The organism is Microcoleus sp. CAWBG27 (assembly GCF_020883145.1).
Classification (GTDB): domain Bacteria; phylum Cyanobacteriota; class Cyanobacteriia; order Cyanobacteriales; family Microcoleaceae; genus Microcoleus.
Genome location: NZ_JAHREU010000013.1, coordinates 110,368 through 132,139, shown reverse-complemented (window position 1 = coordinate 132,139; position 21,772 = coordinate 110,368). Strand labels below are relative to the sequence as shown.

The 21,772-nt window shown below is 46.9% G+C and carries 30 protein-coding genes and 1 pseudogene; 12 read left to right on the top strand and 19 right to left on the bottom strand.

Annotated elements, in window-relative coordinates; genetic code table 11:
• Nucleotides 1-196 precede the first annotated feature (196 nt).
• From QZ938_RS10540 to QZ938_RS10530, 3 genes are all read left to right on the top strand, one after another.
• Nucleotides 197-1,819 (top strand): S8 family serine peptidase, encoded by a 1,623-nt coding sequence (locus tag QZ938_RS10540; RefSeq protein ID WP_363318816.1) that lies wholly within the window; start codon nt 197-199, stop codon nt 1,817-1,819.
• Between the two features lie 240 nt (nt 1,820-2,059).
• Entirely contained in the window at nt 2,060-2,977 is a 918-nt protein-coding gene (locus tag QZ938_RS10535; RefSeq protein ID WP_293351261.1) for a fructosamine kinase family protein, read from the top strand.
• Nucleotides 2,978-3,012: 35 nt separating this feature from the next.
• A complete protein-coding gene (locus QZ938_RS10530) occupies nt 3,013-3,441 on the top strand; it encodes a hypothetical protein (RefSeq protein ID WP_293351259.1) in 429 nt (142 codons plus the stop codon).
• 248 nt (nt 3,442-3,689) lie between these two features.
• On the opposite strand, the gene QZ938_RS10525 is transcribed toward QZ938_RS10530, so the two are convergent.
• The 3 genes and pseudogenes from QZ938_RS10525 to QZ938_RS10515 all read right to left on the bottom strand — a co-directional run.
• A complete protein-coding gene (locus QZ938_RS10525; RefSeq protein WP_293351257.1) occupies nt 3,690-5,390 on the bottom strand; it encodes an ABC-F family ATP-binding cassette domain-containing protein in 1,701 nt (566 codons plus the stop codon).
• Nucleotides 5,391-5,629: 239 nt separating this feature from the next.
• Complete coding sequence (locus QZ938_RS10520; protein ID WP_293150766.1) at nt 5,630-5,926, bottom strand: hypothetical protein; 297 nt, start codon at nt 5,924-5,926, stop codon at nt 5,630-5,632.
• A pseudogene (locus QZ938_RS10515) lies at nt 5,913-6,122 on the bottom strand (BrnT family toxin); the annotation flags it as partial. The gene QZ938_RS10520 and the pseudogene QZ938_RS10515, both read right to left, overlap by 14 nt.
• Nucleotides 6,123-6,312: 190 nt before the next feature.
• Between QZ938_RS10515 and QZ938_RS10510 the strand changes: the two are divergent.
• The 4 genes from QZ938_RS10510 to QZ938_RS10495 all read left to right on the top strand — a co-directional run bounded on the left by QZ938_RS10510 (nt 6,313) and on the right by QZ938_RS10495 (nt 7,771).
• Nucleotides 6,313-6,681, top strand: a complete 369-nt coding sequence (locus QZ938_RS10510; protein ID WP_293351255.1) for a XisI protein — start codon at nt 6,313-6,315, stop codon at nt 6,679-6,681.
• Nucleotides 6,682-6,890: 209 nt separating this feature from the next.
• Complete coding sequence (locus QZ938_RS10505) at nt 6,891-7,094, top strand: type II toxin-antitoxin system HicA family toxin (RefSeq protein WP_293351253.1); 204 nt, start codon at nt 6,891-6,893, stop codon at nt 7,092-7,094.
• Nucleotides 7,091-7,312, top strand: coding sequence for a type II toxin-antitoxin system HicB family antitoxin (locus QZ938_RS10500; RefSeq protein ID WP_293351251.1), 222 nt, complete (start codon nt 7,091-7,093; stop codon nt 7,310-7,312). Before QZ938_RS10505 ends, QZ938_RS10500 begins: the two co-directional genes overlap by 4 nt.
• Nucleotides 7,313-7,552: 240 nt before the next feature.
• Entirely contained in the window at nt 7,553-7,771 is a 219-nt protein-coding gene (locus QZ938_RS10495) for a hypothetical protein (protein ID WP_293351249.1), read from the top strand.
• 42 nt (nt 7,772-7,813) lie between these two features.
• Here the strand turns inward: QZ938_RS10495 and QZ938_RS10490 are convergent, their stop codons facing one another.
• The gene (locus QZ938_RS10490; protein WP_293351247.1) at nt 7,814-9,064 is read right to left on the bottom strand and encodes a UvrD-helicase domain-containing protein; all 1,251 of its coding nucleotides are present in this window, start codon (nt 9,062-9,064) and stop codon (nt 7,814-7,816) included.
• Between the two features lie 202 nt (nt 9,065-9,266).
• Between QZ938_RS10490 and QZ938_RS10485 the strand changes: the two genes are divergently transcribed.
• The 3 genes from QZ938_RS10485 to QZ938_RS10475 all read left to right on the top strand — a co-directional run bounded on the left by QZ938_RS10485 (nt 9,267) and on the right by QZ938_RS10475 (nt 10,588).
• On the top strand, nt 9,267-10,115 hold the full coding sequence (locus QZ938_RS10485) for an Rpn family recombination-promoting nuclease/putative transposase (RefSeq protein ID WP_293351245.1): 849 nt from the start codon (nt 9,267-9,269) through the stop codon (nt 10,113-10,115).
• 65 nt (nt 10,116-10,180) lie between these two features.
• On the top strand, nt 10,181-10,435 hold the full coding sequence (locus QZ938_RS10480; RefSeq protein WP_293351243.1) for a hypothetical protein: 255 nt from the start codon (nt 10,181-10,183) through the stop codon (nt 10,433-10,435).
• Between the two features lie 6 nt (nt 10,436-10,441).
• Nucleotides 10,442-10,588 carry a pentapeptide repeat-containing protein gene (locus QZ938_RS10475; protein ID WP_293351241.1) on the top strand — a complete coding sequence of 49 codons (147 nt, stop codon included), beginning with the start codon at nt 10,442-10,444 and terminating at the stop codon, nt 10,586-10,588.
• A gap of 33 nt (nt 10,589-10,621) precedes the next feature.
• Here the strand turns inward: QZ938_RS10475 and QZ938_RS10470 are convergent, their stop codons facing one another.
• Nucleotides 10,622-10,990: a hypothetical protein gene (locus tag QZ938_RS10470; protein WP_293351239.1), complete on the bottom strand. Its 369-nt coding sequence runs from the start codon at nt 10,988-10,990 to the stop codon at nt 10,622-10,624.
• Between the two features lie 143 nt (nt 10,991-11,133).
• Here QZ938_RS10470 and QZ938_RS10465 point away from each other — a divergent pair, with 143 nt between their 5' ends.
• Nucleotides 11,134-11,283, top strand: a complete 150-nt coding sequence (locus tag QZ938_RS10465) for a hypothetical protein (protein WP_293150748.1) — start codon at nt 11,134-11,136, stop codon at nt 11,281-11,283.
• Between the two features lies 1 nt (nt 11,284).
• Here QZ938_RS10465 and QZ938_RS10460 read toward each other — a convergent pair whose 3' ends face one another.
• A complete protein-coding gene (locus QZ938_RS10460; RefSeq protein ID WP_293150745.1) occupies nt 11,285-11,575 on the bottom strand; it encodes a helix-turn-helix domain-containing protein in 291 nt (96 codons plus the stop codon).
• Between the two features lie 239 nt (nt 11,576-11,814).
• Here QZ938_RS10460 and QZ938_RS10455 point away from each other — a divergent pair, with 239 nt between their 5' ends.
• Complete coding sequence (locus QZ938_RS10455; RefSeq protein WP_293150742.1) at nt 11,815-12,243, top strand: hypothetical protein; 429 nt, start codon at nt 11,815-11,817, stop codon at nt 12,241-12,243.
• Between the two features lie 16 nt (nt 12,244-12,259).
• Here QZ938_RS10455 and prfA read toward each other — a convergent pair whose 3' ends face one another.
• From prfA to secY, 13 genes are all read right to left on the bottom strand, one after another.
• Nucleotides 12,260-13,354 (bottom strand): peptide chain release factor 1, encoded by a 1,095-nt coding sequence (gene prfA / locus QZ938_RS10450; RefSeq protein WP_293351237.1) that lies wholly within the window; start codon nt 13,352-13,354, stop codon nt 12,260-12,262.
• Nucleotides 13,355-13,672: 318 nt separating this feature from the next.
• The gene (gene rpmE, locus QZ938_RS10445) at nt 13,673-13,981 is read right to left on the bottom strand and encodes a 50S ribosomal protein L31 (RefSeq protein ID WP_293175969.1); all 309 of its coding nucleotides are present in this window, start codon (nt 13,979-13,981) and stop codon (nt 13,673-13,675) included.
• Nucleotides 13,982-14,312: 331 nt separating this feature from the next.
• Complete coding sequence (gene rpsI, locus QZ938_RS10440) at nt 14,313-14,723, bottom strand: 30S ribosomal protein S9 (RefSeq protein ID WP_236504525.1); 411 nt, start codon at nt 14,721-14,723, stop codon at nt 14,313-14,315.
• Complete coding sequence (rplM, locus tag QZ938_RS10435) at nt 14,723-15,178, bottom strand: 50S ribosomal protein L13 (RefSeq protein ID WP_293150728.1); 456 nt, start codon at nt 15,176-15,178, stop codon at nt 14,723-14,725. The genes rpsI and rplM overlap by 1 nt, the downstream gene beginning before the upstream one ends.
• 117 nt (nt 15,179-15,295) lie before the next feature.
• Nucleotides 15,296-16,138 carry a tRNA pseudouridine(38-40) synthase TruA gene (gene truA / locus QZ938_RS10430; protein ID WP_293351235.1) on the bottom strand — a complete coding sequence of 281 codons (843 nt, stop codon included), beginning with the start codon at nt 16,136-16,138 and terminating at the stop codon, nt 15,296-15,298.
• A 29-nt stretch (nt 16,139-16,167) separates the two neighbouring features.
• Nucleotides 16,168-16,518: a 50S ribosomal protein L17 gene (gene rplQ / locus QZ938_RS10425; RefSeq protein ID WP_293133831.1), complete on the bottom strand. Its 351-nt coding sequence runs from the start codon at nt 16,516-16,518 to the stop codon at nt 16,168-16,170.
• 131 nt (nt 16,519-16,649) lie between these two features.
• Nucleotides 16,650-17,594, bottom strand: coding sequence for a DNA-directed RNA polymerase subunit alpha (locus QZ938_RS10420; protein ID WP_293133983.1), 945 nt, complete (start codon nt 17,592-17,594; stop codon nt 16,650-16,652).
• A gap of 174 nt (nt 17,595-17,768) precedes the next feature.
• Complete coding sequence (gene rpsK / locus QZ938_RS10415; RefSeq protein WP_265233150.1) at nt 17,769-18,170, bottom strand: 30S ribosomal protein S11; 402 nt, start codon at nt 18,168-18,170, stop codon at nt 17,769-17,771.
• A gap of 87 nt (nt 18,171-18,257) precedes the next feature.
• The gene (rpsM, locus tag QZ938_RS10410) at nt 18,258-18,641 is read right to left on the bottom strand and encodes a 30S ribosomal protein S13 (RefSeq protein WP_293133838.1); all 384 of its coding nucleotides are present in this window, start codon (nt 18,639-18,641) and stop codon (nt 18,258-18,260) included.
• Between the two features lie 88 nt (nt 18,642-18,729).
• Entirely contained in the window at nt 18,730-18,843 is a 114-nt protein-coding gene (rpmJ, locus tag QZ938_RS10405) for a 50S ribosomal protein L36 (RefSeq protein ID WP_015178722.1), read from the bottom strand.
• A 362-nt stretch (nt 18,844-19,205) separates the two neighbouring features.
• Nucleotides 19,206-19,430, bottom strand: a complete 225-nt coding sequence (gene infA / locus QZ938_RS10400) for a translation initiation factor IF-1 (RefSeq protein WP_006276978.1) — start codon at nt 19,428-19,430, stop codon at nt 19,206-19,208.
• A 416-nt stretch (nt 19,431-19,846) separates the two neighbouring features.
• Nucleotides 19,847-20,425, bottom strand: coding sequence for an adenylate kinase (locus QZ938_RS10395; protein ID WP_293133851.1), 579 nt, complete (start codon nt 20,423-20,425; stop codon nt 19,847-19,849).
• Between the two features lie 5 nt (nt 20,426-20,430).
• On the bottom strand, nt 20,431-21,735 hold the full coding sequence (secY, locus tag QZ938_RS10390; RefSeq protein WP_293133854.1) for a preprotein translocase subunit SecY: 1,305 nt from the start codon (nt 21,733-21,735) through the stop codon (nt 20,431-20,433).
• Nucleotides 21,736-21,772 lie beyond the last annotated feature (37 nt).

The window sequence follows — 21,772 nt, the reverse complement described above, 5'->3', positions numbered from 1 at the left end:
AGGAGTGAAAGTCTTACCTCATGAGTTAAAACAGTATTTGCCCTCATGGCAACGTTCTGAAACTTTACCAAAATGGGATATCACAATTATCCCATTGTGACTGGTATTTTATTTATCCGCGAGTCCCCAAGGCGGCAGCGAACTTGTCGGCAGCGCTCAAATTTATGCCGAACAGGCTTGGGATATAACTCGCGGCGTGCGATCGATCGTAATTGCGATCGCCGATGATTCAGTCGATCTGACGCACCCCGATTTTCAAGGCCAAGGCAAAATCGTCTCGCCCATCGATTTCAAAGACGGCGACACTTCCCCGATGCCGGTTGCCGAATCGGACAACCACGGGACAAGTTGCGCCGGTGTCGCCGCTGCGGAAGAAAACGGCAAAGGCACTGTCGGCGTCGCCCCCGGATGCGCCCTGATGCCCATCCGTACTAGCGGTTTTCTTGATGATGAGTCGATCGAAAAAATCTTCAATTGGGCGATCGAAAAAGGCGCCGCCGTCATCTCTTGCAGTTGGGGGGCTGGGGCACTTTACTATCCGCTTTCCTTGCGCCAAAGCGCCGCCATCACCAAAGCAGCAACCCAAGGGCGCGGCGGCAGAGGCTGCGTGATTTTGTTTGCTGCGGGCAATGCCAACCGCCCAGTCAACGGCGCGGTTGACGAAAAAGGCTGGCCGAATAACGTTGTGGGCGGCAAAACTAATTGGCTGGCAGGATTTGCGGTACACCCCGATGTCATTGCCGTGGCAGCTTCCACTTCCCTCAACAAAAAAGCAGCTTACAGCAATTGGGGCACCAGCATCTCGGTGTGCGCGCCCAGCAACAACGCGCCCCCTGGTACTTGGCTACCAGAAACCGGATTTATTGCGACTGCGCCGGAGGTGACGCAATATTTGCCGGGTTTGGGGGTGTTTGCGAGCGATCGCGTCGGGGTTGTCGGCTACGACTCGGGGGACTACACAAATAGTTTTGGCGGCACTTCTAGCGCCACTCCAGTAGTCGCTGGAGTCGCTGGTTTAGTGCTTTCGGCAAACCCTCGTTTGACGGCGCGGGAAGTGCGGGGAATTCTCGAACAAACTGCTGACAAAATTGTCGATGCCGATGCGGATCCGCAGTTGGGAAATCGCCTGGGAAATTACGATGCTAACAGCCAGCGCAGCGATTGGTTTGGCTACGGAAAAGTGAATGCTTTAAAAGCTGTGCAAGCTGCGGTGAGAAAGGCTGGCGGCAATCCAAATATCGGCGGTTCCAGGTTCAGCGATATTTCTGGACATTGGGCAGAAAAGTTTATTGAAGCTTTGGCTGCGGCGAATATAATTAGTGGTTTTCCTGATGGTTCTTTCGGGCCTGACAACAGTTTAAATCGCGCTCAATATGCGGCGCTGTTGGTGAGTGCGTTTAGTCCGATTCCGAAGGCGCCGGCCACCAATTTTATCGATGTTTCTGCTAGTTTTTGGGCGAGAAGTGCGATCGAACGGGCGAATCGGGCGGGGTTTTTGTCGGGGTTTCCGGGGTTGAAGTTTGGCCCGAATCAGAATTTGACGAAGACTGAGGCACTTGTCTCTTTGGTTAATGGTTTGGAACTTAAGGGCGGCAATCCCGATATTTTAAAAGTTTACAGCGATCGCACTCAAATTCCTAATTTTGCTTTAAGCGCCGCAGCCACAGCAACTGCTTTGAAGATTGTAGTAAACTATCCGGCGCGCGATCGGCTTTCTGGGCAGCGAGACATCACCCGGGCTGAGATTTCGGCTTTAATTTACCAGACGTTGGTGGCAATTAATCGTGCAAAGGCGATCGACTCTCCTTACATTGTCTAGCCACCAACTAACAAAAAGGTTCGTAGTGCGGACTTCAGTCCGCAATAATATGCTGCGGACTGAAGTCCGCACTACGAACCATTTTTTGTTATACTAATCGACCCCACATGATATTAAGATATCTCCACAAACAAGACCATCGAATAATTATATTGTGTCCGATCTGCGATCGATTAATCGCAGTAAAGTGTCGCCAGTCAGATAAACTAATGGCGATCGTCCTCAAAACCATTTGATGCTATGTGGCACAAAATTGCAGCACACATCTCTGAAACAACCGGAGAGAGCTTTTCCATCGACAACCGCCGTTCAGTCAGCGGTGGCTGCATCAATCAAGGCTATGCTATCAACAACAATACCCGCACTTATTTCGCGAAAATCAATCAAGCTTCCCAAATCGCCATGTTTGAAACTGAGGCGCTGGGTTTGCAGCAAATGGCCCAAACCCAGACTATTCGCATTCCTCAACCGATTTGCTGGGGAACTGAGGGCAATTCTGCTTATATTGTATTGGAATGGCTGGATTTGCGAAGTGGCGCGAGCGAGATAGCCTCGGCAGAAATGGGGCGCAAACTGGCGGCAATGCACAAATACACCCCCCCCAGCCCCCCCTTGCTAAGGGGGGGAGAAAAGGCGAATTCATCCTTGCTAACGGGATGTTTTGGTTGGGATAGGAATAATGCGATCGGCTCAACTCCTCAAATTAATAACTGGACTGCTGATTGGGCAGAATTTTGGGCCCAACATCGGATTGGTTATCAGTTAAAGTTGGCTAGGCGTCGTGGTGGAAACTTCAGTAAAGGAGAAACTTTGCTAGCAGCTATTCCCAAGTTATTAGAAGGTTACAAACCTCAACCTTCCTTAGTTCACGGGGATTTGTGGGGAGGAAATGCCTCGGTAACTGCTGGGGGGGAACCAGTAATTTTTGACCCGGCGGCTTATTGGGGCGACAGAGAAGTCGATATTGCGATGACGGAACTTTTCGGCGGTTTTTCCCCAGCATTTTATCGAGGTTATAATGAAGTTTGGTTGCTCGATTCAGGCTATGAAAAGCGCAAAACGCTTTACAACTTATATCATATTTTGAATCACTTTAATTTGTTTGGTGGGAGTTACGAGTCGCAGGCAAATCAAATGATTAATAGAATTTTGGGTTGAGATTTCAATATTAATTGGATTAGAGGGAATCAAAAATGAAGTTTTGGCACTGTTGTACCAAACTGGGATTTACAGTTTTGTTTTTCAGCAGCATCGGGGCTGAGAATGCTTTAGCTGCTTTACCCTTGCAAGTGGGTGTCTATCACGGCGGCGGTTCTCGATACATTCAGATTGCTGAGAAACAGAATAGAATCTGCTTCAAAGGCCGTTCTTCTAACGGAGTTACTGTCGCTTCCGTTGTGGCAGATACTAAGCGCAAAGATTTTTACAAAATCAACGGATTTGACGGTACATTTCTGTTGCAGCAAGATACAGATACTATCTTATTTGGCCCGGTAAATCAGTTGATTAAGTATGTAGCAGATTATGGTTTTCCTAGAGATTTAGATGATGATTTGCAGGAGTGTCTTAGTTCCCAGAAGTCATTCTTCAAACAAAAATCAGGGGGCAGAGGTTCTCGGTAAAAGCTGTAGGGTGCGCCGCCCTCAACAATCTTTCAACCAACCAAATCCAATATATAGCGGTTCTCACAAAGATGAGGTACGTTGTTGGGCTTCAGCCCTCTTAGTTTAAGGGTTATATAAGCTGTCAGTCATACCTCATCTTTTTGAGAAAGGCTATATCGACTTTCAGGAGTTTCGATGTATTCGCACCCTACAGCTACATATTCGTAGGGACACTCCAAAAGCCGTGTCCCTACCACTCAAGTTATTTACTTCTGTTTGGCCGCCGCTTTCTTCTTCGCCTCTTTCTCAGCTTTCTTAGCCGCCTTCTCAGCTTCAAGTTTGGCGAACTTGGCTAGTTCTTTCTCTTCGGCTATTTTATCGAGATAGTAATGGTAATCTCCCAGATAAGTCCGAAACTCGCCGTCGCGAACTTCTACTATTTTGTTAGCGACTTGGGAAATAAAATAGCGATCGTGCGAAACGATAATTACAGTGCCGTCGTAATTCTTAATCGCCTCTTCCATCATCTCCTTCGCGGGAATGTCGAGGTGATTTGTCGGTTCGTCCAAAATTAGCAAGTTCACAGGTTCCAGCAGCATTTTTGCCAAAGCCAGACGGGCTTTTTCTCCACCGCTTAAAGCGCCAACGTGTTTGAATACTGTTTCGCCGTTAAACAAAAACCGCCCTAACAAAGTCCGCACTTCTTCATTTTTCCAGTCGGGTACTTCGTCGTGAATAGTTTGCATCACGCTTTTATTCAAATCTAAGGCTTCTGCTTGATTCTGTTCAAAGTAACCGGGGATGACGTTGTGGCCTCCCATTTTTACCGTACCTTCGGTGGGCGTTTCTAAACCCATAATCAGGCGCAGCAGGGTGGATTTGCCCGCACCGTTGGGGCCTAGAAATGCAATGCGATCGCCTCTTTCAATTAATAAGTCTGCACCCAAAAATAGGATTTTGTCGCCGTAGGTGTGCACCAAGTTTTCAATTATTGCTACTTCGCGGCCGCTGCGGGGTGCGGGGGGAAACCGGAAATGCAAGGTTTTTAAGCCGCCGGTGGGGGCTTCGATGCGTTCAATTTTGTCTAACTGTTTCTCGCGACTTTTGGCTTGGGTACTGCGAGTGGCGCTGGCGCGGAATTTTTCTACGAATGCTTGCTGTTTATCGAGTTCTTTTTGCTGGCTTTCGTAGGCGCTGAGTTGGGCTTCGCGCGCTTCAGCTTTTTGCTGTAAATAGGAGGAGTAGTTGCCGAGGTAGGTACTGGAAACTCCGCGTTCGGTTTCGACGATTTGGGTGCAGAGGCGATCGAGAAATTCGCGGTCATGGGATACGATTACCATTGGGGTTGTCAGCCCTTTCAGGTATACTTCCAGCCATTCGATGGTTTCTAAGTCAAGGTGGTTGGTAGGTTCGTCTAACAGCAGGATATCGGGTTTTTGGAGGAGAATTTTACCTAAACTCATCCGCATTTGCCAGCCGCCGCTGAAAGCGCTGACTAGCCGATCGCCATCTTCGGGTTCAAATCCGATTTCTGGTAAAATCTTCTCGATTTGGGCTTCTAATCCGTAGCCGTTTAAGCCTTCAAATTGCCGTTGCAAGCGATCCATTTTGTGGATCAGTTGGTCAAGATTTTCTGGGCTGGAGTTTTCCAAGTCTCGATGGACTTCCATCAGGGATTCGTGGACTTCGTTGGCTTCGCTGAAGGCGCGCCAAAATTCTTCTTTGACGGTGCGGGTGGGATCGATTTCAAATTCTTGGGAGAGGTAAGCGATGTGGAGGCTGGCGGGGCGAATGACTTCGCCTGAGGTGGGTTCCATTTCGCCGGCGATGATTTTGAGTTGGGTGGATTTGCCGGCACCGTTGACGCCTACTAAGCCGATGCGATCGCCCGGTTTGACTTCCCAGGTGACATCTTTGAGTACGACGCCTGTGGGGTAAATTTTACTGATGTGTTCGAGTCGCAGCATTGTTGTGGGGGCTGGGGAAGGGGAGGTAAGCGCGGGGAATGGGATGCCGGCGCTGAGGTCGTGTTAATCTTAACAAATTTTAAAGATTTTTAGCATATTGCCAGATTTTGATTTGGTAGGAGTTACGGGAAGAAACCGGGTTTCTTGGAAAAATTGCAGATTCTCAGCTAGATATCTAGCAAGAAACCCGGTTTCTAGCCTCGATGTGGGTTCAGGACTATTTGGGTGGGGCGATCGCACTACCGCGCTGTTTCAGATTGAATTTCTCGAATAATGGTTGAAACTTCTTCTTCTGAATCTAGATGTCGTGCTAAAACTTGGGCTGTTGCTTCCAGGAGGCGATCGCTAAACAATTTTGTTAAATCTTGCCGCAAACCTTGCCCAATGTAAAATCTGAGCAAAGCTGACAAAGCCATATCTCGATGCAATGCTACTTTGTTTAGGGATTCTAAGGTATCTGTTGGGATTTCGATTGATACTGTTGTTGTTGGGCGCGATCGAACTTTTAGTGTCAGTTCTTCTTCAACGTTGTTCATATAATTTCCTTTCTGTACGGGTAACTGGACGTGCAGAAATTATGCGGATTCGCACGCTGCGTTCTACATAAACTACTAGCAAGAGGCGTTGAGCAATAGAGTACCCTATAATAAAATCACGTTCCTCAGTCTCGGAACTAGCATCACCTTCCTTGCAGAAGGGGTCTAAGAAAACTTCGGTCGCTTCTTCAAAGGTAACACCATGTTTTTATAGGTTGCTTTCTGCTTTGTTTTTGTTCCATTCAAACTCAATGCCTTCCAGCCGATACAAAGTATCCATATATGAATCTTAACACAGTCAAATTTACGTGGGTATGCCAAACTCCTCTAGAGAGGTTTCCCCATTTACGGTGATAATAGCATCTCTAATCTTAGGAAAGAGTACAATGGATAGCTTAAATAATTATCGCAAACTTGTTAAGCAGATCCTGACTGAATACGCTGAGATTCCCGTTTGTGACAGCGGGACGCAAAACGCAACAATTTTTGATGTGCAAAATGACCGCTATATGTTAATGAATATAGGCTGGTTTAATGAGCAGCGCATTCACCATTGCGTGATTCATATTGATATTATTGACTCTCAGGTGTGGATTCAAGCAAATAATACCGATCGCCTGATTGCTGAGGAGTTAGTTGCAGCGGGGATTCCGGCTAAATCAATTGTTTTGGGGCTTCAACCGCCTGATGTTAGACCTCATACTTCTTATGGAATTCCTTGTAGTGAGGAGGTGCGAGAATCCTTGAAAGTATGATGATGGAGTGGAAGGGATTTGACTTGGAGGGCGATTCCCTACGGGATAGCTTCGCCGCGCGTACTTCAAGAACTGTCAAAGGAGGCGATCGGAGAAGGTTGTAGAAAGGCGGGGGTGAAAAGGTGCGATCGTATTTGGAGGAGTCGAAAAAAAAGTGATAAAATAGAGTAGAGCAGTAAACAAAATCCATGCCAAGGAAAATTAGAGAGTTGAAAGTTCAGATTGCGCGTGAAGGTTTTGTTTATCTACCCAAGCGCGGCAAAGGTAGCCATGAGCGTTGGCAACATCCAATGCTCAGAAAAACATTGACAATTCCCGGCAAAGATGGAGATGATGTGGCACTCTATCTAGAAAAGCAGTTAGCACAGTTATTAAGTGAGCTGAATGAGTTAAGGGAGGGCGAGAATTTATGAGTCGATACAGTATGATTGTTCAATGGTCTGATGAAGATCGGCTTTTTCTACTGACGATTCCTGAGTTTGCCGATCGCGTGGTGATGCCTTGCACTCACGGTAAAACTCGTGAGGAAGCAATTCACAACGGCGAAGAAGTGATTGAAATGTATTTGGAAGCTTGGCAAGCAGAAGGTGAATCTATCCCTGAACCTAGTATGCTTCAAATTGCTTGTTGAATGCTATTGTCAAATTCTATTTGTGTGGTGGAGGAAAAGAGGGCGATCGCACTTTCTACTTCTTCTAATGCTTGCAGACTACCGACTTCCCAAGCGTGAGCGATCGCATTGGGGATGATTTGGGCTATCGCACTTCAAAAATTTTCAAAGGAGGCGATCGCACCTCCCATCGCCTTCAGCAAATTCCATTAAACTTGAGTAAAATAAGACAGCCATCATCGCCACCAAACCTAACTCACCATGCAAACTTCAACATTTGACAGTATTTTAGACGAGATCGAAACATTATCTATAGACGAACAAACTGCTTTACTTGTGATCATGCACCGGAGACTTAGCGATTGCCGTCGCACGGAAATTGCGGCTAACATTGCACAAGGAAAACAAGACTATCAATCTGGAAAGGTATTTCGAGGTACAGTTAATGAAGCGATCGCGGAGCTAAAAGTTATCAGATGAAGTTAAGCAATATCCTACTATCCTAGGACTTAATGTTGCACACTAAGCAACCTGAGCATTCACCATTGAGTCACTCTCCAAAACATCCGGTGCTGTCAAAATGTTTTGAAGTTGCTGCACAACTTGAGTTTCATATTGGTATAACATAACTACGTGATCTCTTGCTCTTGTTATTGCGGTATAAAGTCCTGCTTTTTCTTGAAAATTTTTATCTGGATCTGGCAAGTCCTCCACTCGGTCAACGCCAGCAATAATAACAGCATCAAACTCAACTCCTTTCAGCGCGTTCCAAGAATCTACAATTACGAAAGGTCGGTTTACAACGTTATGAGCTCGGTCTTGACTACGCATGGGAGCGTGATGGGGAACACCCAATTTCCGCAGGCATTCACTAATTTCTGATTTAAAGGATTTTGGCTCTTGTGGATGCAATAAAACTCCGATTGAAGAATCTGGATGACTGCTCAATGCCAGTTTAACCTGTTTAGCTATATTGTCTGGAGACATATCACTTTTTACAAGCATTGGCTTAATAGATGAACTGCGAGAAGACTTTTTGACTGGTTCGACAATATGACCGATTTTACCACCAGCTTCTGAGCGTTTAGCTATCTTCATATTAGCACTAGCTAAATAAGGATATATAAACTGCCAAGCCAATTCTATAATTTCTGGCGCGTTTCTATAGTTTAAATCAAATATTTGCGAACGACCTCTGACATCAAATCCAAGCTTAGACCAACTCCAATCTTGCTTTCTTCGATGTTGCTGACCTTCGTAAACTGACTGAGTATTGTCATAGACAAAAAACATAGAGTTTGTATCGAGACTTACGGCACCTAACATGGCCACAAACCATTCATCATAAAAATCTTGAGCTTCATCAATTAGAATGGCTTGATAACACTCTTTAGCCTTATTTTTAACTAAATCAATAATTTTCCCTCGCATCTCAGGGTTTTCATCCCACTCATAAGTGTACCCTATGCGATAAGCCCAACTATGAAAAGTTCGACACTCTACGTTTGAACTCAAGTCTTTTTCTGCTATTATTGAATCAATCCATCCTTTCATAAAGCGATTGTAACACAATACCAAAATATCCTTATAACCCTCATCAATTAGTTTTTCAAGACGATTTCGCAATACTAATGACTTACCAGAACCTGCAACGCCTCGAACTAAAGAATGACCTTTAATCGAGAAATTTTTGGCTTTATTCTGTTGTTCGTCTAAATCTTGGCTATTTAAACGCTGATTCAAAGATTGCTCGAAGTTAATCCACTGTTCCACGATGGTTCTCCTTATATTCTTTTTGTTGAGTGCTCTTTATTCAAATTAGCTTACCAACACGACCCGATCTTTTTCAGTGAGAAAAAGTGAGAAAAAGTGAGAAAAAGTAATGACTTTCCCCAAATTCCTCTAAAATCTCTTCTCAGGTAGATGCCCATAGAGTTAAAATCTTCTAAATAACCCCTCTCACAACCCAACTTTCTTGGCCTACGACAACACCTGCAAATATCTAGCAGAAAAATTCCCCGCCGCCTTCGTCCACTGGCTGCTACCAATTGACGAACCCACCAGCGTTCAGGTACTCAAAACCGAACTAATTCAAGAACCCATCCGAGCCGATTCTCTCGTTTTCCTGCAAACCGATCGCCAAATCCTACATCTGGAATTTGAAACCCGACCCTACTCCGAACCAACCATCGCCTTCAGGATGCTAGACTACTATGTCAGGCTCAAACGGCAATACTCCTGTTCCATCAATCAAGTAGTAATCTTTTTACAGCAAACAGCCTCAGAACAAGTTTTTGTATCTGAGTACACAGACGCGAACACCCGACACGGCTACCGAGTTATCCGCCTGTGGGAACAAGACCCCGCTTTACTGCTGTCTGTCCCCGGCTTGCTCCCATTCGCGACACTATCCCAAACCGACTCGCCGCGAACTTTGTTAAAGCAAATCGCTACTCAGATTGCTACAATAGAGGAACCGAATCAACAAGCGGATTTACTCGCTTGTACCCAAGTGCTCGCAGGTTTGAGATTTGAAAAAGACTTAATCAGACAACTATTTAGGAAAGAAACTATGCGCGGTTCTGTGATTTACCAAGAAATTCGCGAAGATGGCCTCCTTGAAGGTCTCAAAGAAGGAAGACAAAATGAGGCGCTGTCGTTCCTCACTCGCCTGTTGATTCGACGGATTGGTCCGATCGCACCTGAAACCCGCGAGCAAATTCAGACTTTATCCGTAGAAGAATTAGAGGATTTAGGAGAGGCGCTGCTGGATTTTTCCGAAGCCTCAGATTTAACCAATTGGTTGAACGAACATCAGCCTTAATTGCTCAAATATCGCCTCCTATTGTCAAAACTTTACCAGATATATACTTTAAGGAAACTTAAGCCATGACCGTTGATGAAGCAATCGCGATCGCAGAAACAGTCCTCGATGGCGAAGGCTTAAACGACGTGCAAGAGCTCATCTTCAGACAATGCTGGGAAGGCAGACATTCCTATGAAGAAATTTCTCAACTCTCTCAATATAATGATGAATACATCAAAGCGCTGGCGGCTAAACTCTGGAAACAACTCTCAGAGGCTTTTGATGAAAAAGTCAAAAAAAATAATCTTAAAGCAGTTATAAAACGATACTTGCGATGACATAAATTGACATTACATCGCCATCAGGAAATAGAAATAAACCTCAGCGGTGCTAATCTGAGTGGCGCAACCTTAAATTTAGCTAGTCTCAGCGGAACAAAACTATTATTTACCAACTTTAGTGAATCTATATCGTCCCAAGAAAATTTATAAGAAACATTATTTCCTGATAATAACACTGACTCCTCAGAAGAAAGCATACAATCTGAGGAAGATAACAAACAAGCTCTGTCTAATCCAAAAGAACGGATTTATCACTGGAACGATCTGCGCTTTCGCTGCGAAGAAGAAGTCAAAATAGCCGAAGCGCTCGATCGCACAAACACCCTCTTTTTCCCCAACTCCAAAGCCCGCCTCACCACACCCGCAGGGCGACAAAACCAAGAACCAGATTTCCTCATCTTCCACCAAGGCAAATGGGGTATTCTGGAAATATGGCATCCAGATACAGAAAAAGATGAAACGCGCGATCGCCTGTTTGCATCTCATGGTATCAGCATCATCAACTATTGCGACGCTAACAGATGTCGCGAAGAACCCGATCGCGTTGTCCAAGAATTTTTAGACATATTGACTCAGGGATAGGGCGAGTGGTTTGTTTCGTAAGGGCGATGATAGGGGGCCCAGAAACCGGGTTTTTTAGGAAAATACTTCGTTGTCACTGACAGATTAGGTAAAAACCCGGTTTCTTTGTCGGAGTGCGTCAGTCCATAAGGGCGATCGGACTCCGAAACAAAGTAGATATTGGCTTGACAAAATACTCGACTTGTGGTATGCACCTGTGGTGGAATTTCTTAAGGGCGATCGCACTCTACGAAAGCAAAACGGGCGATCGCGATCGATCCTAACTCATTCCCCAGCAGCCTCAGCCGACGCAGCGAATCTATCCGCTACAGCTTTAGCAATTAGCGCCACCTGACTCAGAGGCAAAAACTGAATTTTTTTGACAATATCGTTAATTTCTGGTGGTTGCGAGACTGGATTGCCATCCAAAAAGCTGAGAAACTCTTCCAGAGTATAGCCTGCTCTCGCTGCGAGCTTACCCAAGTTTTCAGTATCGGGAACCGTATCGCCTCTTTCCCAAAGCTGAACAGCAGTCGCAGAAACGCCTAAAAGCTTACCAAACGCTCGTTGACTCATTGTTCCGCGCGCTGTTTTGATGATTTCACTAAGTTTTTGTCTATTTTGGATGTTCACAAGTTAAAAGCTACTCGACCGTACCTACAAGTAAACTGGTCAGTTTATAAATCATTATTATTCAATAGTTTATTCTTTGACTTGTCACTATTGACAAACAACTAAGTTTAGTTTAAAATTAAAAGTATAAATTTAGTAGCCCTGGATCTGAGTACCTCTCGCGATCCAGCAGTCAGAAAATAATGACTAATAGACGCACACAGAGGACACGCAGCAACCGTCAAAGCCTCACCGCCTCCGGTTGGCTAAAACCCCAGCGCTGGCAAATCTCCAAAATAGAAGCAGCCGAAGCTCTGAGAATGCCGGTAAACCGGATAGTCAAAGTGTATCCCAAACAGCATCAAGTAATAATTGTTTACCTGAACAAGAAAGGACAAAAATGCAGTTCCTTTTTCAGCTACAGACTATTTGCCAGATGGGAACAAGAGACGATCGCCACAATTGCCAGTTGTCGAAACCAGCAAACTCTCGCACCCCTAGAAATAATCGTACAGTACGACCTCGAACATTTCAAGTATCCCGTGGCGATCGCCGATGCAATTTGGGAAGCCCTCCTCAACCACATCCGTCAAGTCATCAGGGAACAAAGGCTCAGCAAACAATGCGCCTAAGTTCCCCATCAACCCATCAATTAGTAGAAGCAGCCAACTCAGCCAAACGTTCCTGCTGATCCTGAGAAATGCAAGTCTGAATAATCCCCTCAATATCCCCTTCCAAGACACTATTGAGCGAAAAATTCTCCCCCAAACGGTGGTCGGTAGCCCGATTGTCCTTATAGTTGTACGTGCGAATCTTCTCCGATCGCGAACCAGTACCAACCTGAGCCAAACGCCGCGACTTCACCTCATCCTGCTGCTCCCGCAACTTCATGTCATAGAGCTTAGCCCGCAAAATCTGCATCGCCCGCTCCTTATTCTGCAACTGACTGCGCTCCTCAGTACAGAAAATCCGAATTCCCGTCGGCTTGTGAAACAAATCCGCAGCAGTTTCCACCTTGTTCACGTTTTGACCGCCAGCACCGCCCGATCGAGCCGTACTCATCTCAATATCCTTCGGATCGATGTGAATCTCCACATCATCAACCTCCGGCATCACAGCCACCGTCGCCGTCGAAGTATGCACCCGGCCGCCAGCCTCAGTCACCGGCACTCGCTGCACCCGGTGAACCCCAGCCTCAAACTTCAGTTTGCTGTACACGCTGTCGCCTGTAACTTCCAGAATTACCTCTTTAAAGCCGCCCATTTCCGCCAGTGACTCGCTCACCAATTTTACCACCCAGCCTTGAGTTTGAGCGTAGCGCGAATACAGCCGCAGCAAATCTCCCGCCCAAATACTAGCCTCATCTCCGCCAGTACCCGCCCGAATTTCCAGCATGATGTTCTTATCATCGTTCGGATCGCGGGGAAGCAGCAAAACCTTCAAACGGGTTTCCAAATTCTCCAATTTTGACTCGAGTTCCTCAACTTCCAGGGCAGCCATTTGCTGCATTTCGCGATCGCCCGCAGCTTCCTTAAGTACCTGCCGCGCGCCTACCAAATCATCAGTCGTAGTTTTCCACAGATCAAAAGTATCGACCACTTCCTCCAAGGACGATCGAGCTTTTGCTACCCGCTGAAACTCATAATTATCCCTAGCGACATCCGGGTCAGCCATGCGGCGAGTCAACTCATGAAAAGTTTGCTCCACCGACTTCAATTTATCCAGCAAATAAGATTCAGCCATGTCAAATGTCCTCCGTCAATCGATTTTAGATTTTAGATTTTAGATTTTAGATTTTAGATATTGAAGAGAAGTTGGGATAGAATCGCGATCTTTCCTCAACGGCCAGCCGTAGCAACTCTTCAGTCTAAGCTCTGCAATCCGAGGGCGGATAGATTTTAGATTTTAGATTTTAGAATTGAAGAGAAGTTGGGATAGAATCGCGATCTTTCCTCAGCTACGGGCCGTAGCAATCTCAAATCTCAAATCCAAAATCCTAGAGCAGTCAGTTACCAGTAGAAAAAACTACTTCCAACCGACTGCGGACAAATGACAATCCGGCTACTTCTTCTTTTTGCCTTTAGCAGCAGCCTTAGCAGCATCTGCTTTCGGGTCTTCCATTTTCAGCGGCCCCGACATAGCATCTGCCTTCGGCATTTCTACTTCCGTCATGCCGTATTTCCGCATAAAGCGTTCCACACGACCTTCAGTATCAATAATCTTCTGAGTGCCAGTATAAAAAGGATGATTTCCCGACCAGACATCAACTTGAAGCTTTGGTCTAGTCGAACCAACAGTCATCACAAGTTCGCCGTTGCAATAAACCTGAGCTTCGGGATACCACTCAGGGTGAATTCCTTCTTTCGCCATTTTTTTTACTCTCTAATTTTTGACTTTACAACCATTTTAGCTGTCATCGGACTTGCGTACCAACAACAGCAGCAATTTTGCGATATCTGCTTTGAAAACTAGAATCAGGAATCTGAAAAACACCTTGAAAAAAGGAGGATGGAATCTAGAAAATTTTTCTTTCTTCCCTCTTCCCTCTTTCCTCTTCCCTCTCTTGGCAAATATTTAGGGTTTAAAACCTCCACTCCAGGAAGCCGAATTGTGTTGAAAACTAGGCTAGGGCTTAGGGGAGAGTTAAATCCCCCTCTTAAAAACCTCAACTGTCAACTGTCAACTGTCAACTGTCAACTGTTTAACGTTTCGAGTATTGAGGAGCCTTGCGAGCTTTCCGCAAACCGTACTTTTTACGTTCTTTAGCCCGCGGGTCGCGAGTCAAATAGCCCTCAATCTTCAGAGGTTTCCGGTTGTCCGGGTCTAACTGACAAAGTGCTCTAGCGACACCCAAACGAATCGAGTCAGCTTGACCTGTCAGGCCGCCGCCTTCAACTTTCACCAAAATGTCGTACTCATTTTCTAGACCCAAAGTTTCCAAAGGAGCCTTAGCGAGTGCCAAATAAGTGGGGTTGAATTGCAGGTACAAATCTCCCTCTTTACCATTGACAGTCAGTACGCCTGTGCCGGGAACCAAACGTACCCGCGCTACGGAACACTTGCGGCGGCCTGTACCCCAGTACACAGCGCGGCCGGTATCTGTTGCTTGCATTAGTCATTTCCTCCCGGAATCGTGTGAACAATTAATTCTTCTGGTTGTTGAGCTGCGTGCGGGTGGTTAGGGCCAGCGTACACTTTCAACTTAGTAAACAGTTGTCTGCCCAGAGATGTGTGAGGCAGCATTCCCCGAATCGCTTCTTCGACAATTCTTTCGGGCAAACGTGCTTGCAATTTGGCAAAAGTTTCTGTTTTCATGCCGCCCGGTCTGCCAGAGTGGCGGCGGTAGATTTTTTGGGTGCGTTTTTTGCCAGTAACAGCGATTTTGTCAGCATTGATGACAATTACGAAATCGCCGGTATCCATTGAAGGAGTGTAAGTGGGTTTGTGTTTGCCCCGGAGGTACATGGCAACTTCAGTTGCCAGACGGCCCAGCCGCTGGTCGGCGGCATCGACCACGTACCACTTGTGCTCTAGGGAGTCTTTAGTAGGGACGTAAGTTTTGTTCATTGTTAGTTGTCAGTTGTTAATTGTTAATTGTTATTTGTTAGTTGTCAGTTGTTATTTGTTAGTTGTTATTTGTTAGTTGTTGCCAATAACTAATAACCAATAACTAATAACTAATAACTAATAACCAATAACTAATTTGGGCTGAGTGTCGTACCAAACATCGGTGGGAAAGGGAAAGTCCTGATAGCCAACCCGCAACAGGCATAAACCTTGAGCGGGAGCGGCGTATTTTACCATTTCTCGGCGTTCGTTGACCCAGATATCTGTGAAATTGTCGATCGCCCTTTCCCCCTGACCCACCTGCACCAGCAACCCCACCAGCAGGCGCATCATCCCGTACAGAAACCCGCTGGCCTGAACCTCAATATAAATCAAAGGCCCAGAACGGTGACACTCTGCTGCTTGTACGTCCACCCAGGAATGGGGGCGGGCAGACCCCGCGCGGTGGAAAGCCGCTAAGTGATGCCGCCCGATCAGCGGTGTCAAAGCTGCCTGAATCAAAGATTCATCCACAGGTGCGTGATAGCAGTGCCAAGCATAAGGACGCACAAACAGATTAGGAATCGGGTCTGTATAAAGGGTGTAGCGATAGCGCCGCCAACTGGCTGAGAAACGAGCGTGCCAGGTAGGTTCCACCTTTGCCGAAGCTCGAATTAAAATATCTTTTGCCAGTCGAGAGTTGAGAACGCTTGCCCAGCGGTGAGCCGGAATTGGGCCATCAGCATCAAAATGGGCTACTTGAGCAGCGGCGTGAACTCCCGCATCCGTTCTCCCGGCCGCGTACAGCGTTACCGGGCGTTGGAGCACATTCGATATTGCTGTTTCAATTTCTTCTTGTACTGTACGCTGGTTCGGCTGTCGCTGCCAACCGTGAAAGTCAGTGCCGAGGTATTGGATTACCAAAGCAATGCGTTGTGTCGATCGGGCATTTTCGATTGGGGATTTTGGATTGTCAGTCATAAATCAAAAATCTCCAACCCAAAATTGCATTAAACCAGTTCAACGATCGCCATTTCGGAATTGTCTCCTTGACGGGGGACAGTTCGCACTACGCGGGTGTAGCCCCCGTTGCGCGAGCCGTACCGTTCTTGGGCAGCCTCAAACAAGGCGTGTACTAACTGTTTGTCATAGATATAGCCCATAGCTTGCCGGCGAGCGGCCAAGGAGCCATCTTTTGCCAGGGTAATCATTCTGTCCGCTTCTGGACGCAGCGCTTTGGCGCGGGCGAGAGTGGTAGTGATTTTACCGTGGCGGATTAATTCGGTGGTCAGCGAGCGCAGCATGGCGCGGCGCTGGTCAGCCGGTTTGTTTAGTTGGGGGACGCGACAGCGGTGACGCATAGCAGTTGGTAATTGGTAATTGGTAATTGGGCGCGGGGATAGACAGTCTGCGAACTCGGGGGTGAATTCTTCTTGGTTGTGAAGAACTCACGCACTGAAAATGCAGCACTTTTTTACCCGTTACCCGTTGATTAACTTTTAGCTGATTTTTCCTGTGGCAAGGTAATGCCCAAGCGTTTTTGTAAAGCTTCAATCACTTCTTCTGCGGACTTCTGCCCGAAGTTCTTAATCTCGAGCAAGTCTTCTTGGGTATAATCCAATAAGTCTGCAACTGAGTTGATCTGAGCCCGCTTGAGACAGTTGTAAGCCCGGACTGACAACTGCAATTCTTCGATCGGAATTTGGCTCGTAGGATCGGCCTCACCTGGATACTCGGGTTTGAGAGAATCTTGGGTGATGTCTTTGAGAGGTGCAAATAAATCTACCAGGATGTGTGCAGATTGACTCAGAGCTTCTTGAGGAGTCACGCTGCCATCAGTCCAGATTTCCATAACCAGCCGGTCTTTCTCAGAACTGCCACCGAGCCGAGCATCTTCCACGCTGTAGTTGACCCTGCGAATCGGCATAAAGATGGCGTCAATTTGGAGAAAATCCAAAGCCGACCCATCATCGCGACTGCGGTCTACTGCTCGATATCCGATGCCTTTTTCAATTCTGAATTCCATTTCCAGAACAGATCCTGGTGAGAGAGTCGCAATGTACTGCGATTTATCGATCAATTCCACCTCAGAGGGCAAATCGAATCGATCGGCAGTAACTGTGACTGGCCCCTCAATCCGCAACCTACCGATTTGTGGCTGCTGGGAATGAGTTTTGAGAACAACCTCTTTCATGTTCAGGAGAATTTCCAGAACGTCCTCACGTACCCCTTCGATCGTGGCAAACTCGTGATTGACGCCCGCGATGCGGACTGAAGTTACTGCTGTTCCTTCCAAATTTGACAGCAGAACTCGCCGGAGCGCATTCCCAACAGTTGTTCCCTGACCGCGATCGAGCGGTTCTAGAACAAATTTTCCGTACTGACTGCGGTCTTTGTCAGTGTTAGACTCTATACATTCAATTTGAAACTGCGCCACGGAGTGACCTCCCTTTTCCACTTTGGATTTTTGATTTTGGATTTTAGATTGCAGAGCATACCCCTGAACGGATTTCGGATTTTGGATGGACGGGGCAACAGTTAGAACCATTAGTTTTTGACTTTAAGCAGTTAGCCAATATCCAAAATCTAAAATCTAAAATCTCAAATCGTTTTAGACTCTACGCCGCTTGGGAGGGCGACAGCCGTTGTGAGGAATTGGGGTAACATCTCTAATTAGGGTAATTTCCAGTCCTGCCCCTTGCAAGGCCCGAATTGCAGTTTCTCGACCTGCTCCTGGCCCGCTTACCATTACTTCTATTTGGCGCATTCCCTGGTCGTTGGCTCTGCGGGCTGCACTTTCTGCTGCTGTTTGAGCTGCAAAGGGAGTACCCTTTTTCGCTCCTTTAAAACCGCTGGAACCTGCCGATGCCCAGGATATTACTTCGCCATTCAGGTCGGTAATAGTTACGATCGTATTGTTAAAGGTAGACTGGATGTAGCCTACCCCATTCGGTACGTTACGCTTCTGCTTTTTTGCACCAGATTTCTTGCCTGTTTGTTGTCGTGGCGGCATATTAGTCTCTTTATCGTTTTCATTGAATTACTCTCCCCAAAGGCGGGGAAACAGTCAGCAGGAACATAAATTTCCTGCAAACTGCTGTTATTTCTTGGACGGTGCTTTTTTCTTGCCCGCCACTGTACGGCGGACGCCGCGACGGGTTCTGGCGTTGGTACGGGTTCGTTGACCCCGCACCGGCAGACCCAAACGGTGACGCCGACCGCGATAAGTCCCGATATCCATCAGGCGCTTGATGTTCATTGACTCCCAGCGCCGGAGGTCTCCTTCGATTTGGTAGGTGCTTTCTACATGAGCCCGTAGAGTAGTCACGTCGGCCTCTGTTAAATCCTTGACGCGAGTGTCAGGATTTACGCCTGTTGCAGCGATAATTTTTTTGGCCCGCGACAGGCCTATTCCGAAAATGTATGTCAGACCTATTTCGACGCGCTTATCGCGTGGAAGGTCTACACCGGCAATCCGTGCCACACTTTTTGTCTCCCTAGTTTTCCTATTTGGCTACAATATTGAATTAGGCAGCACCTGCGTGCATTGCCCAGCCCAATTTTCCCGTTTTCTAACCTTGGCGCTGTTTGTGTTTCGGGTTAGTACATATCACCATCACTCGACCGCGACGGCGGATGACGCGACATTTCTCACAAATTTTTTTGACAGATGCTCGAACTTTCATCTTTCTTCCTGCCTGGAGAACCCCGCTCTACCGGAGAGCAGGCACGCTGGCCCGTAGAGCGGTGGGAGGAGAGGCTGGGCAAGGTGTAGGCCTCTCCTCGATTAAATTGTATAAAGTGCGGGTTGTTTTATGAAGGAGCTCGCTTGCACCCACTCCCATTGCTGGGTAAAGTTCGCGTGCGCCAGAATGTTGGCGATCGATACTTAAACGGCGTAGCAATGACTTAACCCGGTACGCCGCTGGGTTGTTGACGCCCTTCTCGGCAACACTACAAACGTAGCATTATAGCATAAATTTGAAGCTTTTTACCAAATTCTCTCTAATTAAACTTAGAATTAGTTTTTAGAAAGTTTTATCTAAGCCTATTTTTTCCGAAGGCGATAAGTAATCCTGCCTTTGGTCAAGTCGTAGGGAGTTAATTCAACTTTGACGCGATCGCCAGGCAGAATTTTGATGTAGTTGCGGCGGATCTTGCCAGAAATGTGAGCTAGCACGTTAAACCCATTATCTAGGTCAACGCGAAACATCGCATTCGGCAGTGATTCCGTCACTGTCCCTTCCATTTCAATTAAATCTTGCTTAGACAATTTGGTATTTACCTCAACTCTACATTTGATTAACTAGGAGTGTCCCGGCGTTTGCTTCAAAACCTATTTACCAAGTAAGGAGGGGCCGATTTTAGATTTTAGATTTTAGATTTACTCCACAGATGCATCAAAGGAGCAGGAACTTCGGTCTAAAATTTGGGATCTCGACGACGATTGTCGGTGGCTTGTCTCCGTTTTGGGCGGGTTGAAGGCGAACGGGGCAATAATTCAGGTAACTCGATCGACTGCTTGACTCAATTAACCGCTTGCTTGAGCTTTACTTGAGTAAAGTTGTGGCAAGTAGAATCGAGTTCAATTTTGTTTCTCGCAACCCTCACAAAACCTGATAGCACAAAAAGCTCCTAGTTAACAGATCTTAGCAAAAGCTGGTGAGTAACAAGCTGTATTGCGAGGGTTCAACAGTCGCCAGAGAGCGCTTGTTGCAGTTCTGCGGTGACTACTTCCATGTCGCGATCGCCATCAACCGCAACTAACTGTTCGCGGGATCTGTAAAACTCAATCAAAGGCTCAGTTTGCTCGCGATAAACTTGCAACCGGCGGCGGATCGTCTCCTCATTGTCATCCTGGCGGCCCCGCGACAGCAGGCGAGTCACCAAAACATTATCAGGGACATCCAAATTGACAGCTCGCAGAGCGCAGTCCTTACCAGAGGTAGCCCCAGTACCAACATCACAAAGCAGTTTGTCAAAAAACGCTGCCTGTGCCACAGTACGGGGAAAGCCGTCGAGAATCCAGCCTGCACCAGCATCTGGTTCATTCATGCGTTCTTGTACGATATCCATCAATAACTCGTCGGGAACCAACTCACCAGCATCCATGTAGGATTTAGCTTTTACACCCAAGGGAGTTTTCGCCACCACGCAGGCGCGGAGGATGTCACCCGTTGAAATGTGGGGTATTTTCCAGAGAGCGGCTAAAAGCTGAGCCTGAGTTCCCTTGCCGGCCCCTGGAGGCCCCATAAAAATCAATTGCATTGCGATTACTTCACCATTCCTTCATATCGCTGGGAGATGACGTAAGTTTGAATTTGCTTGGCAGTTTCGATCGCCACACCCACTAGAATTAGTAGGGAAGTTGCACCAAACCCTCTAAAAGTTTGGACGCCGATCGCGCTTTCTACAGCCGTTGGTACAATGGCCACCAGACCGAGAAAAATCGCTCCCAAGAAAGTCAAACGGTTCAAAACCTTCTCCACATAATCGCTGGTTTTCTGACCGGGGCGAATCCCAGGAATGCTGGCGCCCATTTTCTTCAAGTTCTGAGACATATCTACGGGGTTGACAATCAACGAAGCGTAGAAATAACTGAAGAACAGAATCAAAGTCAGATAAAATAGCGCGTAAGCCCAAGGCGCAGGGCCGTTCGGACTCAACACATTAGCAACTTGAACCAAAAACGGCTGATTGAGAGACTGAGCGAGGAAAGAAGGCACAATCAACACCGAAGATGCAAAAATAATCGGCATCACTCCGCCTTGATTCAAGCGCAGGGGTAGATAGCTGCGACTCTCCCGATAAACTTTGCGACCGACTTGGCGGCGGGCAGAAATAATCGGAATCCGGCGAGTACCTTCCTGAACAAAAACAATCCCGACAATCGTCACCAAAAAGACCAGCAGCAGAACAATTACGCGGCCTACAACTTGCGTGTCGCCACTTTGAGCCAATTCAAAAGTTTGTCCCAAAGAGCGCGGCAAAACCGACACAATGTTGATAAAGATCAGCAGCGATGCTCCGTTCCCGATGCCTCGCTCTGTCACCACTTCCGATATCCACATGACAAACATCGATCCGGCCGTAAGAGCCAAAGCAGTTTGTGGTATGAAGAAAGGCGATGGAGATTGAGCAAAAGGGCTGACCCAAATCGCAATGCCAATGCTTTGCAGAATAGCCCAGCCCAAAGAAACGTAGCGAGTAATTTGAGAAATCTTGCGCCGCCCTGCTTCGCCGTCATTTTTCTGCATATCTTCTAAACTTGGCAGAGCCGCAGTTAGAAGTTGCACAATAATTGAAGCATTAATGTAGGGCAAAATCCCCAGCGCGAAAATCCCCAAAGCTGACAGCCCGCCTCCTGAAAACAAGTCCAAAAAGCCAATTAAAGGGCTATTTTGGACGTTTTGGGCAAAGGCGGCGCGATCGATGCCGGGGACTGGCAAGTGAACACCCAGGCGTACTAAAATCAATAAGCCAATAGTGACGAGGATGCGGCCCCGCAAACCAGCAGCTTGAGCCATCTGCATGAACGTCTCTTGTGCAGTTGGCGCTTTCTCTTTACTAACGTCCATAGTTACGATTTTGGATTTTAGATTTGGGATTTTCGAC

What these genes read in the sequence shown, in the direction of transcription:
- QZ938_RS10455 (WP_293150742.1), top strand. Translation starts at nt 11,815, where the DNA reads ATGACTAATAGACGCACACAGAGGACACGCAGCAACCGTCAAAGCCTC.
- rpmJ (WP_015178722.1), bottom strand. Translation starts at nt 18,843, where the DNA reads ATGAAAGTTCGAGCATCTGTCAAAAAAATTTGTGAGAAATGTCGCGTC.
- secY (WP_293133854.1), bottom strand. Translation starts at nt 21,735, where the DNA reads ATGGACGTTAGTAAAGAGAAAGCGCCAACTGCACAAGAGACGTTCATG.
- QZ938_RS10530 (WP_293351259.1), top strand. Translation starts at nt 3,013, where the DNA reads ATGAAGTTTTGGCACTGTTGTACCAAACTGGGATTTACAGTTTTGTTT.
- QZ938_RS10480 (WP_293351243.1), top strand. Translation starts at nt 10,181, where the DNA reads ATGACCGTTGATGAAGCAATCGCGATCGCAGAAACAGTCCTCGATGGC.
- QZ938_RS10395 (WP_293133851.1), bottom strand. Translation starts at nt 20,425, where the DNA reads ATGCAATTGATTTTTATGGGGCCTCCAGGGGCCGGCAAGGGAACTCAG.
- QZ938_RS10500 (WP_293351251.1), top strand. Translation starts at nt 7,091, where the DNA reads ATGAGTCGATACAGTATGATTGTTCAATGGTCTGATGAAGATCGGCTT.
- QZ938_RS10495 (WP_293351249.1), top strand. Translation starts at nt 7,553, where the DNA reads ATGCAAACTTCAACATTTGACAGTATTTTAGACGAGATCGAAACATTA.
- rplM (WP_293150728.1), bottom strand. Translation starts at nt 15,178, where the DNA reads ATGAACAAAACTTACGTCCCTACTAAAGACTCCCTAGAGCACAAGTGG.
- truA (WP_293351235.1), bottom strand. Translation starts at nt 16,138, where the DNA reads ATGACTGACAATCCAAAATCCCCAATCGAAAATGCCCGATCGACACAA.
- QZ938_RS10525 (WP_293351257.1), bottom strand. Translation starts at nt 5,390, where the DNA reads ATGCTGCGACTCGAACACATCAGTAAAATTTACCCCACAGGCGTCGTA.
- rpmE (WP_293175969.1), bottom strand. Translation starts at nt 13,981, where the DNA reads ATGGCGAAAGAAGGAATTCACCCTGAGTGGTATCCCGAAGCTCAGGTT.
- QZ938_RS10510 (WP_293351255.1), top strand. Translation starts at nt 6,313, where the DNA reads ATGGATAGCTTAAATAATTATCGCAAACTTGTTAAGCAGATCCTGACT.
- QZ938_RS10535 (WP_293351261.1), top strand. Translation starts at nt 2,060, where the DNA reads ATGTGGCACAAAATTGCAGCACACATCTCTGAAACAACCGGAGAGAGC.
- prfA (WP_293351237.1), bottom strand. Translation starts at nt 13,354, where the DNA reads ATGGCTGAATCTTATTTGCTGGATAAATTGAAGTCGGTGGAGCAAACT.
- rpsK (WP_265233150.1), bottom strand. Translation starts at nt 18,170, where the DNA reads ATGCCGCCACGACAACAAACAGGCAAGAAATCTGGTGCAAAAAAGCAG.
- rpsI (WP_236504525.1), bottom strand. Translation starts at nt 14,723, where the DNA reads ATGCAAGCAACAGATACCGGCCGCGCTGTGTACTGGGGTACAGGCCGC.
- QZ938_RS10460 (WP_293150745.1), bottom strand. Translation starts at nt 11,575, where the DNA reads ATGAGTCAACGAGCGTTTGGTAAGCTTTTAGGCGTTTCTGCGACTGCT.
- rplQ (WP_293133831.1), bottom strand. Translation starts at nt 16,518, where the DNA reads ATGCGTCACCGCTGTCGCGTCCCCCAACTAAACAAACCGGCTGACCAG.
- QZ938_RS10520 (WP_293150766.1), bottom strand. Translation starts at nt 5,926, where the DNA reads ATGAACAACGTTGAAGAAGAACTGACACTAAAAGTTCGATCGCGCCCA.